Source organism: Mycobacterium sp. 852014-52144_SCH5372336, assembly GCF_001665615.1.
In the GTDB taxonomy this organism is placed as follows: Bacteria; Actinomycetota; Actinomycetes; order Mycobacteriales; family Mycobacteriaceae; genus Mycobacterium; species Mycobacterium neumannii_A.
The window spans coordinates 41,737-59,963 of record NZ_LZSW01000049.1 but is presented as its reverse complement, the minus strand read 5'-3'; the positions used below and the strand labels follow the sequence as shown (position 1 = coordinate 59,963).

General features: G+C 65.5%; 18 protein-coding genes and 1 pseudogene. 10 read left to right on the top strand and 9 right to left on the bottom strand.

What is annotated here, in order from left to right; translation table 11 throughout:
* The first annotated feature begins 79 nt into the window (after positions 1 to 79).
* Together A5759_RS14980 and A5759_RS14975 are read left to right on the top strand one after the other, a co-directional pair.
* The gene (locus tag A5759_RS14980; protein WP_156616931.1) at positions 80 to 853 is read left to right on the top strand and encodes an SGNH/GDSL hydrolase family protein; all 774 of its coding nucleotides are present in this window, start codon (positions 80 to 82) and stop codon (positions 851 to 853) included.
* A gap of 235 nt (positions 854 to 1,088) precedes the next feature.
* Entirely contained in the window at positions 1,089 to 1,679 is a 591-nt protein-coding gene (locus A5759_RS14975) for a hypothetical protein (RefSeq protein ID WP_068199021.1), read from the top strand.
* 34 nt (positions 1,680 to 1,713) lie between these two features.
* Here the strand turns inward: A5759_RS14975 and A5759_RS14970 are convergent, their stop codons facing one another.
* The 3 genes from A5759_RS14970 to kstD all read right to left on the bottom strand — a co-directional run bounded on the left by A5759_RS14970 (position 1,714) and on the right by kstD (position 5,443).
* Positions 1,714 to 2,604, bottom strand: coding sequence for an MPT63 family protein (locus A5759_RS14970; protein WP_068199019.1), 891 nt, complete (start codon positions 2,602 to 2,604; stop codon positions 1,714 to 1,716).
* A 292-nt stretch (positions 2,605 to 2,896) separates the two neighbouring features.
* Positions 2,897 to 3,757, bottom strand: a complete 861-nt coding sequence (locus A5759_RS14965) for a MaoC family dehydratase (RefSeq protein ID WP_068199010.1) — start codon at positions 3,755 to 3,757, stop codon at positions 2,897 to 2,899.
* 3 nt (positions 3,758 to 3,760) lie between these two features.
* The gene (gene kstD, locus A5759_RS14960; RefSeq protein ID WP_068199230.1) at positions 3,761 to 5,443 is read right to left on the bottom strand and encodes a 3-oxosteroid 1-dehydrogenase; all 1,683 of its coding nucleotides are present in this window, start codon (positions 5,441 to 5,443) and stop codon (positions 3,761 to 3,763) included.
* Between the two features lie 73 nt (positions 5,444 to 5,516).
* Between kstD and A5759_RS14955 the strand changes: the two genes are divergently transcribed.
* Genes A5759_RS14955 through dmpG form a run of 3 tightly spaced genes read left to right on the top strand, consistent with a single transcriptional unit; the run spans position 5,517 to position 8,276 of the window.
* Entirely contained in the window at positions 5,517 to 6,302 is a 786-nt protein-coding gene (locus A5759_RS14955) for a 2-keto-4-pentenoate hydratase (protein WP_068198995.1), read from the top strand.
* Positions 6,303 to 6,309: 7 nt separating this feature from the next.
* Positions 6,310 to 7,224: an acetaldehyde dehydrogenase (acetylating) gene (locus tag A5759_RS14950; protein WP_066841104.1), complete on the top strand. Its 915-nt coding sequence runs from the start codon at positions 6,310 to 6,312 to the stop codon at positions 7,222 to 7,224.
* On the top strand, positions 7,221 to 8,276 hold the full coding sequence (gene dmpG, locus A5759_RS14945; protein WP_068198991.1) for a 4-hydroxy-2-oxovalerate aldolase: 1,056 nt from the start codon (positions 7,221 to 7,223) through the stop codon (positions 8,274 to 8,276). Before A5759_RS14950 ends, dmpG begins: the two co-directional genes overlap by 4 nt.
* 12 nt (positions 8,277 to 8,288) lie before the next feature.
* Here the strand turns inward: dmpG and A5759_RS14940 are convergent, their stop codons facing one another.
* The 4 genes and pseudogenes from A5759_RS14940 to A5759_RS26340 all read right to left on the bottom strand — a co-directional run.
* Positions 8,289 to 8,951 (bottom strand): DedA family protein, encoded by a 663-nt coding sequence (locus A5759_RS14940; protein ID WP_082962131.1) that lies wholly within the window; start codon positions 8,949 to 8,951, stop codon positions 8,289 to 8,291.
* Between the two features lie 70 nt (positions 8,952 to 9,021).
* Positions 9,022 to 10,275 (bottom strand): formamidase, encoded by a 1,254-nt coding sequence (fmdA, locus tag A5759_RS14935; protein ID WP_068198988.1) that lies wholly within the window; start codon positions 10,273 to 10,275, stop codon positions 9,022 to 9,024.
* A gap of 10 nt (positions 10,276 to 10,285) precedes the next feature.
* Entirely contained in the window at positions 10,286 to 10,453 is a 168-nt protein-coding gene (locus A5759_RS26345) for a zinc ribbon domain-containing protein (protein WP_231984654.1), read from the bottom strand.
* 33 nt (positions 10,454 to 10,486) lie between these two features.
* Positions 10,487 to 10,570: pseudogene (locus tag A5759_RS26340) on the bottom strand (zinc ribbon domain-containing protein); the annotation flags it as partial.
* A gap of 153 nt (positions 10,571 to 10,723) precedes the next feature.
* On the opposite strand from A5759_RS26340, the gene A5759_RS14930 reads away from it, so the two are divergent.
* Together A5759_RS14930 and A5759_RS14925 are read left to right on the top strand one after the other, a co-directional pair.
* Positions 10,724 to 12,802: a RecQ family ATP-dependent DNA helicase gene (locus tag A5759_RS14930; RefSeq protein ID WP_068198985.1), complete on the top strand. Its 2,079-nt coding sequence runs from the start codon at positions 10,724 to 10,726 to the stop codon at positions 12,800 to 12,802.
* Positions 12,803 to 12,988: 186 nt separating this feature from the next.
* Positions 12,989 to 13,399: a hemophore-related protein gene (locus tag A5759_RS14925; protein ID WP_064399207.1), complete on the top strand. Its 411-nt coding sequence runs from the start codon at positions 12,989 to 12,991 to the stop codon at positions 13,397 to 13,399.
* A 176-nt stretch (positions 13,400 to 13,575) separates the two neighbouring features.
* On the opposite strand, the gene A5759_RS14920 is transcribed toward A5759_RS14925, so the two are convergent.
* Both A5759_RS14920 and A5759_RS14915 read right to left on the bottom strand, forming a co-directional pair.
* Positions 13,576 to 13,998 (bottom strand): hypothetical protein, encoded by a 423-nt coding sequence (locus A5759_RS14920; RefSeq protein ID WP_064399203.1) that lies wholly within the window; start codon positions 13,996 to 13,998, stop codon positions 13,576 to 13,578.
* A 171-nt stretch (positions 13,999 to 14,169) separates the two neighbouring features.
* Entirely contained in the window at positions 14,170 to 15,081 is a 912-nt protein-coding gene (locus A5759_RS14915; protein ID WP_068198980.1) for an IclR family transcriptional regulator, read from the bottom strand.
* Positions 15,082 to 15,166: 85 nt separating this feature from the next.
* Between A5759_RS14915 and A5759_RS14910 the strand changes: the two genes are divergently transcribed.
* From A5759_RS14910 to A5759_RS14900, 3 genes are read left to right on the top strand one after another with little or no spacing between them, the layout of a single operon-like run.
* Entirely contained in the window at positions 15,167 to 16,294 is a 1,128-nt protein-coding gene (locus A5759_RS14910) for a hypothetical protein (RefSeq protein ID WP_064399201.1), read from the top strand.
* A 2-nt stretch (positions 16,295 to 16,296) separates the two neighbouring features.
* A complete protein-coding gene (locus tag A5759_RS14905; RefSeq protein ID WP_064399200.1) occupies positions 16,297 to 17,079 on the top strand; it encodes an SDR family oxidoreductase in 783 nt (260 codons plus the stop codon).
* On the top strand, positions 17,076 to 18,218 hold the full coding sequence (locus A5759_RS14900; protein WP_068198978.1) for a sulfotransferase: 1,143 nt from the start codon (positions 17,076 to 17,078) through the stop codon (positions 18,216 to 18,218). The genes A5759_RS14905 and A5759_RS14900 overlap by 4 nt, the downstream gene beginning before the upstream one ends.
* Positions 18,219 to 18,227: the final 9 nt, after the last annotated feature.

Below are 18,227 nucleotides of genomic sequence, written 5' to 3'. Positions count from 1 at the left end.
CCTGGTTAAATCGCTGTCGATGGCATACGCTGTGCAAGGCGAGTGGTGATACAGATCCTCAGAGGGCCAGATCGCGGGTGTGGGCCGCCGGCGACGAAAGGGATTCGCGATAATGGCAACTGTGCAGTTTCGGCGAATTTTATTGACATTGCTGTCACTACTTGCCGCGGCGGTAACGGTCCTGGCGTTCGAACATGTCGGTGGCACCCCTGCCTCGGCGCGGGGCGACCGTCCTGAGCGCCTCGCGACGGCCGACCCGCCCACGGTGCTCTTCGTCGGGGACAGCTTCACCGCCGGTGCCGGGGTGCAGAACGTCATCGACGCGTATCCGGCACTGATAGCCAAGAGTGCGCGTTGGGATGTCAAGGTCGACGCTCAGGGCGCGACCGGCTTCATCGCCGATGGCCGGGGCACCGGTAATGGCGATACATCCAAGCTCATCGACAGGTTGCCGAACGACAAGCAGGCTTACCCGGATGTGAATCTCCTGGTAGTCGACGCCGGCCGATGTGACCTGGAGTTTCCGACAGACGACATCGCGGCAGCGATGGCCGAATATCTGCAGCAGGCCCGAATGCAATGGCCTGACGCCGAAATCGTGCAGATTCTTCCTGCGTTCATGACGGCCTCGCCCTATGACGCGTATCCCGACCTCCTGCAGAAGATGAAGTCGAATCTGGATGTGGTCAACGGAACGTTGATCGACCCTTTCGCCGAGGGTTGGTACGCCAATGCCGACGTGGACTCGATGGTTGATTCTGACAACGTCCATCCGAATTGGCTGGGAAGCGCTCATATCGCGGATCGACTGGTCGAGTCCTTTCACGCCAAGGGACTGATTTCCGGGGAATGACCGCGTAGTCGGCTTCGTCGAAACGTCTCTGCAGCGCGACCACTACCCTGGTGTCGCAAAGACATTCGCCTGACGCGATTTCTGGGGGTAATGCAGTGACGGTAAACCGCAGTGAGATGGTGGCGTGAATTTTGCGCCGCCCCCGGATGACTCGGGCTCACCCGTTCGCGACGGTGAACGTCGGTTCGATGCACCGCTGACGGTGACTCCGCGCCAGGTACAGCCGGGATCGCCGATGAGGACGGTGGCCATCGTTGCCGCCGTCATCGGCGTCATCGCTGTCGTCGCAGGACTGATCTTCTGGTTGACGCGGCCACCCCAGGACGATGCCCCGCAGGCCACTCCCACAGAGCCGACGACGGCCGGCACACCTGTGACAACAACGACGACGACAACCCGCACCGAAGACAACGAGCGGCTGCTGCGACAGCTGCCGAAGGGCTACCCCACCGGAGCGTGTGAAGCGACACCGGCGACTGAAGGCGTTCTTTCCAAGGTGAATTGCGCCAAGAACGTCGATCCCGACGGCCCCGAGTCGGCGACGTTCAGTCTCGTCGCCGACCGACCGTCACTGGAGAAGGTTTTCAACGACGCGATCGCGGCCAGGGTGCGGGTCGACTGCCCTGGCAAGATCCAGTCGCCGGGGCCGTGGCGGCGTAACGCCACTCCGGACAAGGTCAGCGGGCAGCTCTACTGCGGATTACTCGACGGTCAGCCGACCGTGGTCTGGACCGACGAGGAAAAGATGACGGTCAGCGCCGTCCGGGCGGGGCCGGCAGGCCCGACCTTTCCACAGCTGTACGCGTGGTGGTCATCGCACTCGTGACGACGCTGACCGTGTCACCTCGTAGACGATCCGGTTACGGCGTCGGCACCGGGGTGTAGGTGGTCGGGGTCTGCACCTGGTCACCCGCGGGCAACGGGGTGCCCTGGCTGCCGGCAGGCTGCGGTACGCCCTCGGTGGTGCCGGCCGGGGCGCCCTGTGCGGGCTGCTGTGCCGGGGCGCCCTGTGCGGGCTGCTGTGCCGGGGCGCCTTCAGCCGGCTCGACCGGGGTGCCGTGGCTGCCCTCCGGAAGTGGGGTGCCCTGGCTGCCCTCGGCGAGCGGCGTCGCCTGGGTGCCCTCGGGCGCCTCGGTGCTCGTTGCGGCGGGAGCGGCGGTCGTACCCTCAGGGGCCTCAGTGACCTGGGCCTCGGCAGCGGCCGGCGAGCTGTCCGTGCCGTACGAGGTCGACGGCGAGGACGTGCTCGTGTTCGATGCGGACTGGGTCCACACCAGCAGGTCCCGTCCGCCGGCGTTGTAAACCACGCTGTCGGGGGAGGCGCCGGTGACGTCGAAGTAGACCTTGCCCGACGTCTCCTGGCCTGGGGCCAACGTCGAGGGGTTCACGCCCTGAGGGGTGGCCACCTCGAACAACGCGCGGTACGTCTGACCGTCAGCGGCCCGGGCGTTCAAATTCGACACGATCGGCGTCGCCGACCCCTGGATAGCCTGATCCGTCGCAGTGGCCTCCCACAGCGTGCCCCGCACGGGGAAGGGGATGACGTCGCTGCTCGGCTTGAGGTTGGTGAGTGTCCAACCCTGGATCACGGCTCCGTCCACCAACTTGCCCTGGGAACCGAGCGCCTGGGTTTGCACAGTCGGGCCCGTCGGCGTCGCCTCGGGCTCGGGCTGGGCCGAAACAATAGGTGCTGCGATGAATCCCGCTGTCGCGGTCGCTGCCAACATGCTGCTGAACTTGGTGATCTTCACGATGTGCTCCTGACTCGTCCGGCAATTGGGATGGTCACCGCAGGAAACTATCAGGCTGTGAATTGTTTGTGTAATCCGGTTCGGTTGCAGCAGTTGGTAATACAGCTCAAACTATTCGCGCACAGCAATACTTTTTTCGTTCGCGTAAAGCCGATAACACGCGTTTTAGGAGTGTCTCGGCGATATCGGCAAACGACACAATTGCGCATCGGCGCCACCGGAGCCTAATCGGAGAAATTCTCCACGGTGGCGCAAAAGGCCGTGCACCCGCGCTCGCCGGTGAATGCGGCGGTTAAGCCGGAATCAACTCCACGCCGGCGAGCGCCACCGCGTCATCACGCTCGGGCGCGGTCACGGTGGCGACAAAGCCATCGCCGTCCTTCCATACGCTGGCCTTGAGCGTCTCCCCGGGGAACACCACCCCGGCGAAGCGGGCACCGTAACTGCCCACCCGCGCGGTGTCGCCGTCGAGCAGGGTGTCGACCATCGCCTTGCACGTCATGCCGTACGTGCACAACCCGTGCAGGATCGGACGCGGGAATCCCGCCGCCGCCGCGAAGTCAGGATCGGAGTGCAGCGGATTGCGGTCGCCGCACATCCGGTACAGCAGCGCCTGCTGGGGCGACGTGGGGATCGCGATCTCGAAGTCGGGCGTGCGCTGCGGGGGCTCCGAAGACCCAGACGGTCCCCGCTCACCACCGAAACCGCCTTCACCGCGTGCGAATATCGAGCGCTTCTGGGTCCACAACGGCGTGCCGTCGGGCGCCGTCACCGTGGTCTCCGACCAGATGACCGCGGCCTTGCCCTTGTCCCAGATGTCGGTGAACCGTGTGACGGCGATGCCTGTGCCCGCCGGCGGTATGGGGCCCGGTACCGACACCGCTTCGCTGGCGTGCAGGACCTTCGAGAGCTCGATGTCGATGCCCGGGAACTTGACCGTCGGCGGCTCCGTCATGTGGAAGCTCTGCGCGACGTTGCCGAACGTCGGTAGCACCTGCGGAGTTTCGTCGGTCAGGTACCGCAGCTCGCGCTTGTCCATCGGGTCGGCGCCCGCGCCCAGCCCGAGGTGGTAGAGCTGGATATCACTGCTGGTCCAGGAGAACTCGGCGGCGGGAAGCTCGGCGCCGAGCGCCTCGTCGAGGTTGATGGGCATGCGTTAACTCTTTCCGGCGATGTGTAGTGCTGCAAGGTAACCGAACGTCATCGCCGGGCCGATGGTCCCGCCCGGGCCGGGGTAGGTATGCCCCATGACCGGCGCGCTGACATTGCCCGCAGCATAGAGGCCATCGATCACCGAGCCGTCGTCGCGCAGGGCGCGACCATGCACGTCGGTGACGACGCCGCCCTTGGTGCCGAGATCGCCGGGCACCATCTTGGCGGCGAAGTACGGCGGGTGGCTGATCTCGCCGAGGTTGGGATTGGGCTTGTTGGTCGGATCGCCGTAGTAGCGGTCGTAGGCGCTCTCGCCGCGCTTGAAGTCCTCGTCGACGCCGGAGCGCGCAAATCCGTTGAAACGCTGGACCGTGGCCTTGAACGCATCCACCGGCAGGCCGGTCTTTTCAGCCAGTTCCTCCAGCGTGGCCGCCGTGACGATCACTCCCGATTCCAGCCACTTCTTCGGAATCCGCTGTCCCGGTTGCAATCCTGCGAAAATGTAACGGTCTCGGTACTGCTGGTCGAACACCAGCCAGGCGGGGATGTTCTCACCGGGACCCGCGCCCTGCCCGTACTGGCCGCCGTACATGTGATGGCAGGCCTCGACGTAGGGCATGGACTCGTTCATGAACCGCTTGCCGGCCATGTTGACGATGATCGACCCCGGCGAGTTGCGTTCCGACAGCGCGAACCACGGCGCACCGACCAGCGGCACGGTCGGACCCCACCAGGCGTCCTCCATGACATCGAGTGTGGCGCCAAGCTTCTCGGCGGCGATGATGCCGTCGCCGGTGTTGGCTTTTGCGCCGACCGTCCACTCGGTGGTGATCGGGGCGCGCTGATACTTCACTCGCATCTGCTCGTTGTGCTCGAAGCCGCCCGAGCCGAGGATGACGCCGCGTCGTGCCCGGATCAGTTCCGGCTCACCGGATTCCGGTGCGCTGGCGTCACGTACGTATATCCCGCGAACGACACCGTCTTCGACGTAGAGGTCGGTCAGCGCCGTGTTCAGCCGCACGGGCACCCCGGCTTCGCGGAGCCCGATCCGCAACGGCGCGATCAGCGCGCGGCCCATGCCGACCAGGTTCTTGCCGGTCGCCTTGGCCCACATCGTGCGCGCGCCCACCTTCAGGCTGCGAAGCACACCGCGCGGGTGGCGTTTGAGCTGGTTGAGCCGCACGTAATCCTGCTGCATGACAACGACGTTCAGTGGAACCTTGCCGTAGGGCGGTTCCAGGCCCGGCAGATCTGACCCGAGCTTCTTCGCGTCGAACGGCTTGGGTTCCACCGAGCGTCCCGTCGCCTTGCCGCCCGGCGTCTCGGGGTAGTAGTCGGAGTAGCCCGGCACCCAGCACAGCTTGAGCGGCGAATGCTCGAGCACGAAGGACAGCATCTCCGGGCCGCGGTCCAGATAGGTGTCGATCTTCTCGGCGGGTACGACGTCGCCGATGATGTTGTGCAGGTAGGTGCGAGCGGCTTCGGGAGTGTCTTTGACGCCGGCGCGCTTGAGGACCTCGTTGTTCGGGATCCACACGCCACCACCTGACCGCGCAGTGGAACCGCCGTAGTGCGGAGCCTTCTCGACGACTACTGTGAAAAGTCCCTGGTGGGCCGCGGTGAGCGCGGCGACCATACCGGCGGCGCCGCTGCCCACCACAACGACGTCGTACTCCTGACCAGTCATGTAGAACACGTTATAGAATTGCCCGGCCGACCCACAACCGCGCCGGTCAACAGAACAAGGGGACTTCATAAGGATGCTCAGTGATCAGGTGCGGCAGAAGCTCGCCGCCGATCTCGCCCAGGCCGAGCGCAGCAAGGTTCCCATTTCACCGTTGACCGACGCCCATCCGGACATCGACGTCGTTGATGCCTATGAGATCCAGCTGATCAACATCCGGCAACGCGTCGCCGAGGGCGCCAAGGTCATCGGCCACAAGGTCGGGCTGTCGTCGAAGGCCATGCAGCAGATGATGAACGTCGATGAACCCGACTACGGGCATCTGCTCGACGACATGGCCGTCCATGAGGACACCCCCGTCAAGTCCGCCGACTACCTCTATCCCCGCGTCGAGGTGGAGGTTGGATTCATCCTGGCCGACGATCTGCCCGGTGAAGGTTGCACCGAGGATGACGTCCTGGCAGCGACGGCCGCCTTCGCACCCGCCATCGAGTTGATCGACACCCGCATCACTGACTGGAAGATCAAACTCTGCGACACCATCGCCGACAACGCGTCCTCGGCGGGTTGGGTGCTGGGCGAGAACCGGGTTTCGCCGAAGGACATAGACATTCAGGCCATCACCGCCACTTTATCCCGCAACGGTGAGGTGGTGGCGAAGGGCCGCAGCGACGCGGTGCTGGGTAATCCGGTGACCGCGGTGGCGTGGCTGGCGCGCAAGGTCGACAGCTTCGGTGTCCGCCTCAAGGCCGGTGACATCGTGTTACCCGGCTCGTGCACCAAGGCGTTCGACGCCACCCCCGGCGCCGATTACGTCGCAGACTTCGCCGGGCTCGGCTCGGTCCATCTGAGTTTCGAATAGGAGCGTCATGCCTAAAGCAAGCGTCGCGATCGTCGGGTCGGGCAACATCAGCACCGATCTGCTGTACAAACTGCTGCGTTCGGAGTGGCTGGAACCGCGCTGGATGATCGGCATCGACCCGGAGAGCGAGGGCCTGGCACGCGCCCGCAAGCTCGGGCTGGAGACCTCACACGAAGGGGTCGACTGGCTGCTGGCCCAAAGCGAGAAACCCGACATGGTCTTCGAGGCCACCAGCGCCTACGTGCACCGCGACGCCGCGCCGAAATACGCCGACGCCGGGATCCGCGCGATCGACCTGACACCCGCGGCCATTGGGCCCGGTGTGATCCCGCCGGCCAACCTGCGCGATCACCTCGACGCGCCGAACGTCAACATGGTCACCTGCGGCGGGCAGGCGACCATTCCGATCGTGTACGCGGTCAGCCGTGCAGTGGAGGTGCCCTACGCCGAGATCGTGGCGTCGGTGTCGTCGGCGTCGGCCGGGCCCGGAACGCGCGCCAACATCGACGAGTTCACCAAGACCACCAGCGCTGGTGTGCAGAACATCGGCGGCGCCCAGCGGGGCAAGGCAATCATCATCCTCAACCCGGCCGAGCCGCCGATGATCATGCGCGACACCATCTTCTGCGCGATTCCCGAGGATGCCGACCACGACGCGATCACGCAGTCGATCAAGGATGTCGTCGCCGAGGTGCAGACCTACGTGCCCGGCTACCGGCTGCTCAACGAACCGCAGTTCGACGAGCCGTCGGTGGTCAACGGTGGTCAGCACGTCGTCACCACGTTCATCGAAGTCGAGGGTGCGGGCGACTACCTGCCGCCCTACGCTGGAAACCTGGACATCATGACCGCCGCGGCGGCCAAGGTCGGCGAGGAAATCGCGAAGGAATCGCTGGCTGTGCAGGCAGGAGGCCAGGCATGAGCACGCAGGAGATCTACTTCAACCCGATCTGGGACGTCCGGATGACGGACACGTCGCTGCGCGACGGCAGCCACCACAAGCGGCACCAGTTCACCAAGGACGAAGTGCACGCGATCGTCGCGGCCCTGGACGCCGCCGGTGTGCCGGTCATCGAGGTGACCCATGGCGACGGTCTCGGCGGGTCGAGCTTCAACTACGGCTTCTCGAAAACCCCCGAGCAGGAGCTGATCAAGCTGGCCGCCGAGACGGCCACCGAATCGAAGATCGCGTTCCTGATGCTGCCGGGCGTGGGGACCAAGGAGGACATCAAGGAGGCGCAGAACAACGGCGGCTCGATCTGCCGGATCGCCACCCACTGCACCGAGGCCGACGTCTCGATCCAGCATTTCGGGCTGGCCCGCGAACTCGGCCTGGAGACCGTCGGCTTCCTGATGATGAGCCACACCATTCCGCCGGAGAAGCTCGCCAAGCAAGCGCGCATCATGGCCGACGCCGGCTGCCAGTGCGTGTACGTGGTCGACTCAGCGGGCGCCCTGGTGCTCGAAGGCGTCCGGGACCGGGTCGCGGCGCTGGTGGCGGAGCTGGGCGACGATGCGCAAGTCGGTTTTCATGGCCACGAGAACCTCGGCCTCGGTGTCGCGAACTCGATCGAGGCCGTGCGCGCGGGCGCCAAGCAGATCGACGGTTCATGCCGCCGGTTCGGCGCTGGCGCGGGTAACGCGCCGGTCGAGGCGCTGATCGGCGTGTTCGACAAGATCGGCGTCAAGACCGGCATCGACTTCTTCGATATCGCCGACGCGGCCGAGGAGGTCGTCGCACCGGCGATGCCGGCCGAGTGCCTGCTGGACCGAAACGCGCTGATCATGGGCTATTCCGGTGTGTACTCGAGCTTCCTCAAGCACGCGATCCGCCAGTCCGAGCGTTACGGCGTGCCGGCGCACCAGCTGTTGCACCGCGCCGGCCAGCGCAAGCTGATCGGCGGCCAGGAGGACCAGCTGATCGACATCGCGCTGGAGATCAAACGCGAACAGGACAGCGCCAAGACCGGTTAGCGACGGCTTGACCTAACCGGCCCGGCTGGGCCGCTTCCTCGCGAGCCACACCGCGATTACGACGGCGGCTACGGCCAGGACCGCGTACTGGTAGCGCGATGTCCAGGTGGACACGGTTTCCCAGTTGTCGCCCAATTGGTAGCCGGCCACCACCAACAGGCTGTTCCATACCGCACTGCCCGCGGCCGTCAGCGCGACGAATCGGACGAACGGCATGCAGTAGATCCCGGCGGGAACCGAGACCAGGCTCCGGACCACAGGGATCATGCGCCCGAACAACACCGCCACCGATCCGTGGCGACGAAACCATGCCTCGCTTTTTGCAAGATCGTCGGCGGAGAAGAACGGAAGCCGCTCGACCAATCGGTGCACCCGGTCACGTCCGAGGCGCGCGCCGACCAGATAGAGCACAACGGCGCCCACCACGGAACCCGCCGTGGTTCCGGCGATGGCTTCCCACAGCGACATCTCACCTTGGGCGGCGGACAGGCCCGCGAGAGGCAGGATGATCTCGCTCGGCAGAGGAGGAAAGACGTTCTCCACGGCGATGACTGCGCCTGCACCGACGCCACCGAGACGGTCCATCAACGACACCGCCCATCCCGCCACACCTCCGACGCTGGGGATGTGCTCGCGAGCACGGTGGCGTCGGCGGTCACGGAGCCGTCCCCTCATTGGCGCGAACGTGGGTTACCCGCACGTCTAACCGCGATTTGGCGTGCGGGTAACCCACGTTCGGCGACTCCTACGACGCGGCGCGGGGGGCGCCGATACCCGGGTCGATCTTCGCCGGCTTACCCGCGGTCGGGGCGATGGGAATGTCGAAGATCGCCGTCGGCAGGTACACCGTCGCGCAGGAGTTCGGGATGTCCACGACGCCCGAGAACCGTCCCTCGATGGGCGCTGCGCCGAGCAACAAATAAGCCTGTTCCGGGCTGTAGCCGAAGTTGGTCAGGTAATCGATCGCGTGTAAGCAGGCCCGCTGGTATGCGAGCTGTGAATCTAGGTACCGCTGTTCGCCGTCGAGGGTGACCGACGTCCCCGTGAACGTCAGCCATTCGGAGTACTGCGGCTGCGTGTTACCCGGCAGGAAGACGGGATGCTCGCGCACGCCGTAGGTCTCCATCCCGCCGGAGATGACGTCGACCCGTAGGTCGATGAACCCGCCCATCTCGATGCCGCCGCAGAACGTGATCTCGCCGTCGCCCTGCGAGAAGTGCAGGTCGCCGACGGACAGCTTGGCGCCGTCGACGAACACCGGATAGAACACCCGGCTGCCCCGCGTCAGGTTCTTGATGTCCATGTTTCCGCCGTTCTCGCGCGGCGGCGCGGTGCGGGCGCCCTCGGCCGCGACCTTGTCGAACGCATCGCCGGTAAGAGTGCCGAGGATGGCGTCATTGGGCTCCGGCGGCAGCGCCAAGGGTGGTTCACGATCCGGGTCGGTCGCGATCAATGCGGCCTCACGTGAGTTCCAGTTGTTGAGCAGTTCGGTCGACGGCGCGGTACCCATCAGCCCGGGATGGGTGATGCCGGTGAACTCGACGCCGGGCACGTGCCGTGAGGTCGCCTTTTCTCCGGAGAAGTCCCAGACCGCCTTGTAGGCATCCGGGAACTGGTCGACCAGGAAGCTACCGCCGTTGCTCTTGGAGAAGATTCCGGTGTACCCCCACCCCTGACCTGCCAGCGGACCGGAATCCTCCTGGGGCAGGGGGCCGACGTCGAGGATGTCCACGATGAGCAGATCGCCCGGACGTACCCCCTCGACGGCGATCGGCCCCGACAGTGCGTGCACCTTGGACATCGGAGCGTCGCGGATGTCCTCGGCGGAGTCGTCGTTGTGGATGTCGCCGTCGAACCACTCCCGGCAGTGCACCCGGAACGAGTCGCCCGGCTTGACCGTCACCGCTGCGGGGATGTCGGGATGCCAGCGGTTGTGACCGACTATCTGCTGGTCGGGGAACTTCTTGGAGGAGTCGAGCGGAAAGATGAGTTCGGGCATGGGATTCCCTTCACGGTCGTGGGAGTTTGCGGTGCAGCGGGTTGGTGCTGACGTTCTGTCGACGGGTCGCAGGCGGTGGAGGCGCCGTGACGACATTGGGGCGATCGGCCGTCGCGCGCGTCGCATCCTGGAGATCCATCGCGACGCCAGTGCGGCCCAGGTGCGGTGACGACATCATCTTGCGAGCCTCACCGCGACATTTCGGGCATTCGACGACGTCCGGACGGCTGTGTATCGAATACGCTTGTTCCGTTGTGCCGCAACCGTATTCGCAGCGGTACCTGTACAAGACCATCGTCATACCCTTCCCGCGAGTGGCGCGCGCGGGCATGGACGGGCGAAGATTCGCGGTTCTACGGGCACGTCAGTCGCATACCCCTAAAGTCTTGATGTAACCCTGCTCACATGTCGGTGCGAAACTGTCGCACCCGCGAGGCACCATGATGCGGTGAGCAACCGCGCGCAGGCCCAGGAGATTCTCGAGCAGCTGGCCGGTCCGCAGGCCGTGCTGCGCGACGACCAGTGGAGTGCGATCGAAGCGCTGGTGGTGCACCGCCGCCGGGCACTCGTGGTGCAGCGCACCGGCTGGGGAAAGTCGGCGGTCTACTTCATCGCCGCCAAGCTGCTGCGCGCCGAGGGGCACGGTCCGACGGTGATCGTGTCGCCGCTGCTGGCGCTGATGCGCAACCAGGTCGCCGCCGCCGAGCGGGCCGGTGTCCACGCGGCAACCATCAACTCGAGCAACGTCGCCGAATGGGCCGAGATCCATCAGCGGGTGCGGAGCGGGGAACTCGACGTGCTGCTGGTCAGCCCGGAGCGGTTGAACAACCCCGACTTTCGCGACGCGGTGCTGCCCGCACTGGCGCACGACGCTGGGCTGGTGGTCGTCGACGAGGCACACTGCGTGTCCGATTGGGGCCACGACTTTCGGCCCGACTACCGGCGGATCCGCACTTTGATCGCCGAACTCGGCGCCGACATCCCGGTGCTGGCAACCACCGCCACCGCCAACGACCGGGTGGTCGACGACGTCGCGGCCCAGTTGGGCGTCGGCGGCGGCGACACTTTGGTGCTGCGGGGCGGACTGGACCGCGAGTCGTTGCGACTGTCGGTCGTCAACGCCGGCAACCCTGCGCAACGCGCGGCTTGGCTTGCTGCACACCTCGATTCGTTGCCCGGCTCCGGGATCGTGTACACGTTGACCGTCGCGCAGACGCACGACTTCGCCGCGTTGCTGCGTGAAGGAGGCCATGCGGTTGCGGCCTACACCGGCTCGACCGAAGCCGCCGAGCGCGAACAACTCGAGGCCGACCTGCTGGCCAACCGGGTCAAGGCGTTGATCGCGACATCGGCGCTCGGTATGGGCTTCGATAAACCCGACCTCGGATTCGTTGTGCACCTCGGCGCACCATCCTCGCCGATCGCGTACTACCAGCAGGTCGGCCGCGCCGGTCGGTCAACGGCCAGCGCCGAGGTCATCCTGTTGCCAGGCCGCGAGGATCAGGATGTCTGGCGGTATTTCTCGTCGGTGGCGTTCCCGTCGGAAGCGATGGTGCGCAATGTGATTCGTGCTCTCGACCCTGAGCGTCCGCAGTCGACGGCCGCGTTGGAGCCGATGGTCGATCTCAATCGGACGCGGTTGGAAATGGTGCTGAAGGTTCTCGACGTCGACGGTGCGGTGCGGCGGGTGAAGGGCGGCTGGATCGGCACGGGTCAGGATTGGGTGTACGACGAGGCTCGTTATCGCAAGCTCGACGAGGCGCGCAGACGCGAGCAGCAGGCGATGCTCGACTATCAAGCGACCGACCGCTGCCGGATGGCATTCCTGCGGGCTCAGCTCGATGACCCCGAACTGACCGAGGGAGAGCGGTGCGGTCGCTGCGACAACTGCACAGGTTCGCGCTATGACGCCACGGTCGATGCCGCCGCCGTGGAGGACACCCGAACGCGGCTCATGCGGCCCGGGATCGAACTGACGTCGCGCAAACAGTGGCCCTCGGGGCTTGGCGTTCTCGGGTTGGACCTCAAGGGCAAGATCTCCGACGGTCCGGAACCCGGTCGAGCGATCGGACGGCTGACCGACCTCGGCTGGGGCGGGCGCCTGCGGAGCCTGCTCGACGAACCGGATGCGGAGGCGTCCGACGACGTGGTGCAGGCCGCTGTGCAGGTGCTGGCGGCGTGGAAGTGGGAGAGTCGCCCGACCGCGGTGTTGGCGCTCGACTCGGACACGCATCCGCTGTTGATCACGTCGCTGGCGCGGGCACTCGCCCGGCTCGGGCGACTCAGCGATCTGGGTGTGCTCCGTTACGCGCCCGGGCGCAGGCCGGTGACCGCCAAGAATTCGGCGTACCGCGTGGCCGCGCTGGACGGTGCGTGGGAAACACCGGAGCTGCCTCGGCTCGACGGTCCAGTGCTGCTCGTTGATGACATCACCGACACGGGGTGGACGCTCACTATGGCCGCGCGGCTGCTGCGAGCTGTTGGTGCGCCGGCCGTCTTGCCGTTCGCGCTGGCCAGCGTGAGCTGATTGCCACCCCGAGTGTTAACAGGTTGATTCCACGTACCCAGCTGCGTGCGATCAACCCCGTAGAGGGCGCTGGGACTTTCCTGGCACCCGAAAAACGCCGTCTGTACTGGCGCTGTTTAGCCCGCCCCTCGGGCCGGTTACGCATTACGGAGCGGCCACCGTGTCGCAGACCAAAGGAGTGATTCGATGAACCTGTCCGCAACGACCGTTCGACGCGGCCTGTACGGAATGTTCGCCGGCGGCCTGCTTGCTTTCGGTTCCGCCGCGATCGTGGCACCGGTTGCCAATGCGCAGCCGGCTCCGGCGCCGACGCAGGACAACACCTGCAGCGTGAGCGCGATTGCCAACACCTCGAGCACGGTGTCGGCATCGACGAGCACCTATCTCGCCTCGAACCCCGAGGCCAACGAGGCGCTGACGGAGATCGCCACGAAGCCGCAGGATCAGGCCACGCAGGACTTCCGCGCCTACTTCGCGCAGAACCCGCAGGTCGAGTCCGAGCTGAAGGCCATCAACCAGCCGGTCGCCCAGATCTCGAGCCAGTGTGGTGTCGAGGTGACACCGACGCCGATCTCGGCCGCGTTGACTGACGCGTAACCCTAACAACCCCTTGTGGCGCCGGCTCCCAGCCGGCGCCACAAGCGTGTTCGAAGTATCGCTACCACTTGTAGATCAGGTTTCGCCGGGCCAGCCCGGCACCGCTTCAACAACACCGAAGGTGCAACAGCCGCCCTGCCGTTGGCAGGGCGGCTGCTGTGTGGAGGCCTGTCACCTCATCGGTAAGCGATGAACACGCCGTTCTCCAGGAAGACGCCGAATGCGTTTGCTTCCGCGTTCCACTCGACCTTGAGCGGCTCAAGATCCGGAAAGTCCGGCCTCAGTTCGACCGGCGGCAGCCAGACGTCGGGGATGTTGAGGCGTGCCGGGTCATCCCAGTGTCCCGGCGGAACGCCATAGAACGGGTTCGGAAGCACGCCTATCGTCGGGTCCTTCTTCACCTGTCCGGGCGGGCCGAACGGGTTGTGCCCGGGCGGGTCGCCCGGCGCCCAATTCGAGATGACCGGCCCGGGCGGATTCGGCGGACCGGGGATTTTCGGCCCCGGGTCTGCCTGCGCGAGCCCGCTACCCAGTGCGAATGCCGATAAGCCCAGCGCACCCGCCATTGCGGTGGTGGCGGCAAACTTCTTGATCTCCACGTTGAACTCCTTGTTCGTGGTGGCGCCGTCGGTGCGGCGTCACATCGACTTGTTGTTCACGCCGCCCCGTCCGATCGTCGGCGGTGCGGCTCGAAGACCCCCTGACGCGATTCGGACTACCCCTGAACCGCTCGGGAAAAACGCATCGCAAAAGATTTTAAGTTTGCTGAGCTAAGTGATGTCGCGACGCTTGACCCCGCCCAGCTGGCCGGTCACCGCGTCGGCCGTAGCCACCGATGCTCGCGCTCGTTCGGTGATCTCGTTGTCGGTCAATGCCTTTCCGATGTGGACCGAGACCACCATGATCTGTCGCTGGTAGTGGTCGTACACCGGTGCCGAGATCACGCTGATGTCATGGCGTTTGCGGCCAGTGTCGTTCTCGTTGCGCAGGTAAACCCGTTCGCCGATATCGGAGACCAGTTCACCGAGCAGCGCGCGCAACTCGTCAGGCAACTGTGCCGACATCCCCGCCATCAACGAATACAGTCGGCGTCCGCCGGGCGTCAGCCGTTCGACCAGGTAACCGTCCGTGCGGCATTCGGCGATCACCCGGTTCAACCGTTCGGTGTCGGTTCGCAACGACACTGTGGGCTCTTTCGCCAACCAGTCGCGCTGCGCCTCCTCGTCCCAGAGCACGAACATCAAGCCGACAGGGGGTGCGAACGGATAGCTCTGGCCGACCTCGACGCCGGCACTGACGCCCGACGGGGATACGAGGTCGAGCACCGTGATGCGGTCGTCGACCACCGCCGACAGGGCTGCCGTGACGCCGAAGCGCGACGACAGCCGACGCAGTTCCTCGCGAGCGGCGGGGCTGACGCGCAACGCCTCTTGGGCCCGATGCCCGAGCGTGATCAGGGACGGGCCCAACCTGTAGGTCTTGTCCCTCGGGTCGCGCACCAGATATCCGGCGTCGGCGAGCGTACTGACCAGCCCGAGGCAGGTCGGCTTGCTCAAGCCGGTGCGCCGAGCCAACTCTGAGACGCCGAACCGCTGGTCGGGATGACCGGCCATGAAGTCGAGGACGCGCACCACGCGCTCGGTGGGCGGCGACGCGCGACCGGGGATTTCGGCTGTGCTCACGCGGCCTAGGCTACTTTCCGTTCCATATTTGGACCATAGCGGTCGGTATATTGACTAGCCTTAGAACGCGTTCTAGTTTCGCAGTGTGTACTCACAGCCGCTGATCGATGCGATCGCCGAAGCCGAGCACCTCGTGTCCACCGCGCCGTTCATCGAATCCGAAGCCGACTTACTCGAAGGTCTGCAGTACCTGGCCGGGTGTGTAGCCGCCTGCACTCACCTGGCGTTCGACTACGACCGCGACCATCCGTTCATGCAGTCCGGGACGGGGCCGTTCACCAAGATGGGCCTCGACAATCCCGACGCGCTGTACTTCGGCACCCGGGTGCAGGCCGGTCACGAATACGTCGTCACGGGTAAGCGGGGCACCACGACCGACCTTGCCTTCCAGCTGCTCGGCGGCGAGTACACCGACGACAACGTTCCGCCCAGCCAAGCCGCCTTCGACGACCGCGAACTCGACATCGCCGAGGACGGGACGTTCGAATGGCGCGTCACCCCCACCAGTCCGTCGCAGTTGGTCATCCGCGAGGTCTACAACGACTGGTCAGCACAGCGCGGCTACGTCAGCATCGCGCGCACCGACACCGCCGGAACCGCCCCGCCACCGCTGACCAAGGCGACCATCGAGAAGCGCTACGCCGTTGCAGGCAAGCAACTGGTCCAGCGGGTCAAGACCTGGCTGCAGTTTCCGCACTGGTTCTACAACAACCTGCCGGTCAACACGATGGTGGCGCCCCGGCTCACACCGGGCGGCCTGGCCACGCAGTACTCGTCGGTCGGTCACTTCGACCTGGCGCCGGATCAGGCCATGGTCATCACACTGCCGGTCAGCGACGCACCGTATCTCGGGTTCCAGCTCGGCAGCCTGTGGTACATCTCGCTCGACTACATCAACCACCAGACATCGCTGAACGGCACTCAGGCACAAGCCGATCCGGACGACAAGATTCGCATCGTCGTATCCGACGCCAACCCCGGCGTCACCAACTGGTGCGAGACGCTCGGCCACCGCCGGGGGTATCTGCAGTTCCGCTGGCAGCGCCTGTCACGTGCGCTGACCGAGGCGGACGGTCCGACGGTCGAGGTCCTCGACGTCGACAGGGTCGCCGACGCGCTGCCGTACTACGACAGCAACAAGATCTCCGACGACGACTGGCGTACCAGGATCGCGTTGCGACAACAGCAGATTCAGAACAGGATGGTGGGCTGACCATGGTCGGGATGCTCGATGGAAAAGTCGTCGTCATCAGCGGCGTCGGACCCGCACTGGGCACGACGCTCGCGCGCCGATGCGCCCAGGAAGGCGCGGACCTCGTGCTGGCCGCCCGCACGGTCGAACGCCTGGAGGACGTCGCCAAGCAGGTCACCGATCTGGGTAGGCGGGCGCTGTCGGTGGGCACCGACATCACCGACGACGCGCAGGTGAACAACCTCGTCGACGAGACGATGAAGGCGTACGGCAAGGTCGACGTGCTCATCAACAACGCGTTTCGGGTGCCGTCGATGAAGCCGTTGGCCAACACCACTTTCGAGCACATGCGTGACGCGATCGAGTTGACCGTCTTCGGTGCGCTGCGGCTGATTCAGGGGTTCACCCCTGCGCTGGCGGCATCCACCGGATCCGTCGTCAACGTGAACTCCATGGTGGTGCGTCACTCGCAGGCCAAGTACGGCGCCTACAAGATGGCCAAGTCGGCGCTGCTGGCGATGTCACAGTCGTTGGCCACCGAACTCGGCGAGCAGGGTATCCGGGTGAATTCCATTCTGCCGGGCTATATCTGGGGCGGGACGTTGGAAAGCTACTTCAACCATCAGGCCGGCAAGTACGGCACCACCGTCGACGAGATCTACAAGGCGACCGCGGCCGCATCCGATCTCAAACGGCTGCCCACCGAGGACGAGGTGGCCTCGGCGATCCTGTTCATGGCCAGCGACCTGTCGAGTGGAATCACCGGCCAGGCGCTGGATGTCAACTGCGGGGAGTACAAGGCGTGACGCGCACGGACGTCGGTACGGTCGAGGATCTGCACGCTTCGGCGACCAAGGCCTGCGGCCTCGACGACTTCGGCAGCGACGACGACAACTACCGCGAGGCCCTCGGGGTGCTGCTCGAGTCCTACCGCCGGGACGCGGATCTCACCGAATTCGGCAGCAAGATGCAACGGTTCTTCGTACGCAACGCGCTGGTCGCCCGCTTGGTGTCAGAAGCGGCGTGGAAGCAGCACCCGCAGCACGTCGACGTCTCGATCGAGAAGCCGATCTTCGTGACGGGCCTGCCCCGCACCGGCACCACCGCGATTCATCGGCTGCTGGCCGCCGACCCCCGCCACCAAGGGCTGGAGTTGTGGCTCGCAGAATTTCCCCAACCTCGGCCACCTCGCGAAACCTGGTCCGACAACCCGGTTTTCGCCCAACTCGACGCCCAGTTCAGCAAGGCCCACGCCGAGAACCCGGACTACACCGGCCTGCATTACATGACCGCCGACGAGGTCGAGGAATGCTGGCAGTTGCTCCGCCAGTCGCTGCATTCGGTGTCCTACGAGACGCTCGCCCACATCCCGACGTATTCGCAGTGGCTGGCCAAACAGGACTGGACGAAGCCCTATCGGCGGCACCGCAAGAACCTTCAGTTGATCGGTCTCAACGAACCCGAGAAGCGGTGGGTCCTGAAGAACCCGAGCCACCTGTTCGCGCTCGACGCGCTGTTCAAGACGTATCCGGACGCGCTGGTCATCCAGTGTCACCGGCCGCCGGAGACGATCATGGCGTCGATGTGCTCGCTGGCCCAGCACACCACCGAGGGCTGGTCGAACACGTTCGTCGGGGAGACGATCGGACGCGATTCGCTGGAGACCTGGTCGCGGGGACTGGAACTGTTCAACGCCGAACGGGCCAAACACGATCCGGCCCAGTTCTACGATCTCGACTACTTCGAGCTGATCAAGGATCCCGTCGGCGCCGTGGCCGACATCTACCGTGCGTTCGGAATCGAGTTCACCGACGCCGCGCGTGACGCGGCGACCGCGACTCACGAAGAGAGCAAGAAGGGCCCACGGGCACCCAAGCACACCTACTCCCTGGCCGATTACGGCCTGACCGACGACGAGGTCAAGGAGCGCTTCAAGGGGCTGTGACTTCGTGCC

Bases quoted from the DNA above. Each gene is read 5' to 3' on its own strand.
- A5759_RS14965 (WP_068199010.1), bottom strand. From the start codon at position 3,757: ATGCCCATCAACCTCGACGAGGCGCTCGGCGCCGAGCTTCCCGCCGCC.
- A5759_RS14905 (WP_064399200.1), top strand. From the start codon at position 16,297: ATGGTCGGGATGCTCGATGGAAAAGTCGTCGTCATCAGCGGCGTCGGA.
- A5759_RS14955 (WP_068198995.1), top strand. From the start codon at position 5,517: ATGCTCAGTGATCAGGTGCGGCAGAAGCTCGCCGCCGATCTCGCCCAG.
- kstD (WP_068199230.1), bottom strand. From the start codon at position 5,443: ATGACTGGTCAGGAGTACGACGTCGTTGTGGTGGGCAGCGGCGCCGCC.
- A5759_RS14940 (WP_082962131.1), bottom strand. From the start codon at position 8,951: ATGAGGGGACGGCTCCGTGACCGCCGACGCCACCGTGCTCGCGAGCAC.
- A5759_RS14925 (WP_064399207.1), top strand. From the start codon at position 12,989: ATGAACCTGTCCGCAACGACCGTTCGACGCGGCCTGTACGGAATGTTC.
- A5759_RS26345 (WP_231984654.1), bottom strand. From the start codon at position 10,453: ATGATGTCGTCACCGCACCTGGGCCGCACTGGCGTCGCGATGGATCTC.
- dmpG (WP_068198991.1), top strand. From the start codon at position 7,221: ATGAGCACGCAGGAGATCTACTTCAACCCGATCTGGGACGTCCGGATG.
- A5759_RS14950 (WP_066841104.1), top strand. From the start codon at position 6,310: ATGCCTAAAGCAAGCGTCGCGATCGTCGGGTCGGGCAACATCAGCACC.
- A5759_RS14975 (WP_068199021.1), top strand. From the start codon at position 1,089: ATGAGGACGGTGGCCATCGTTGCCGCCGTCATCGGCGTCATCGCTGTC.
- fmdA (WP_068198988.1), bottom strand. From the start codon at position 10,275: ATGCCCGAACTCATCTTTCCGCTCGACTCCTCCAAGAAGTTCCCCGAC.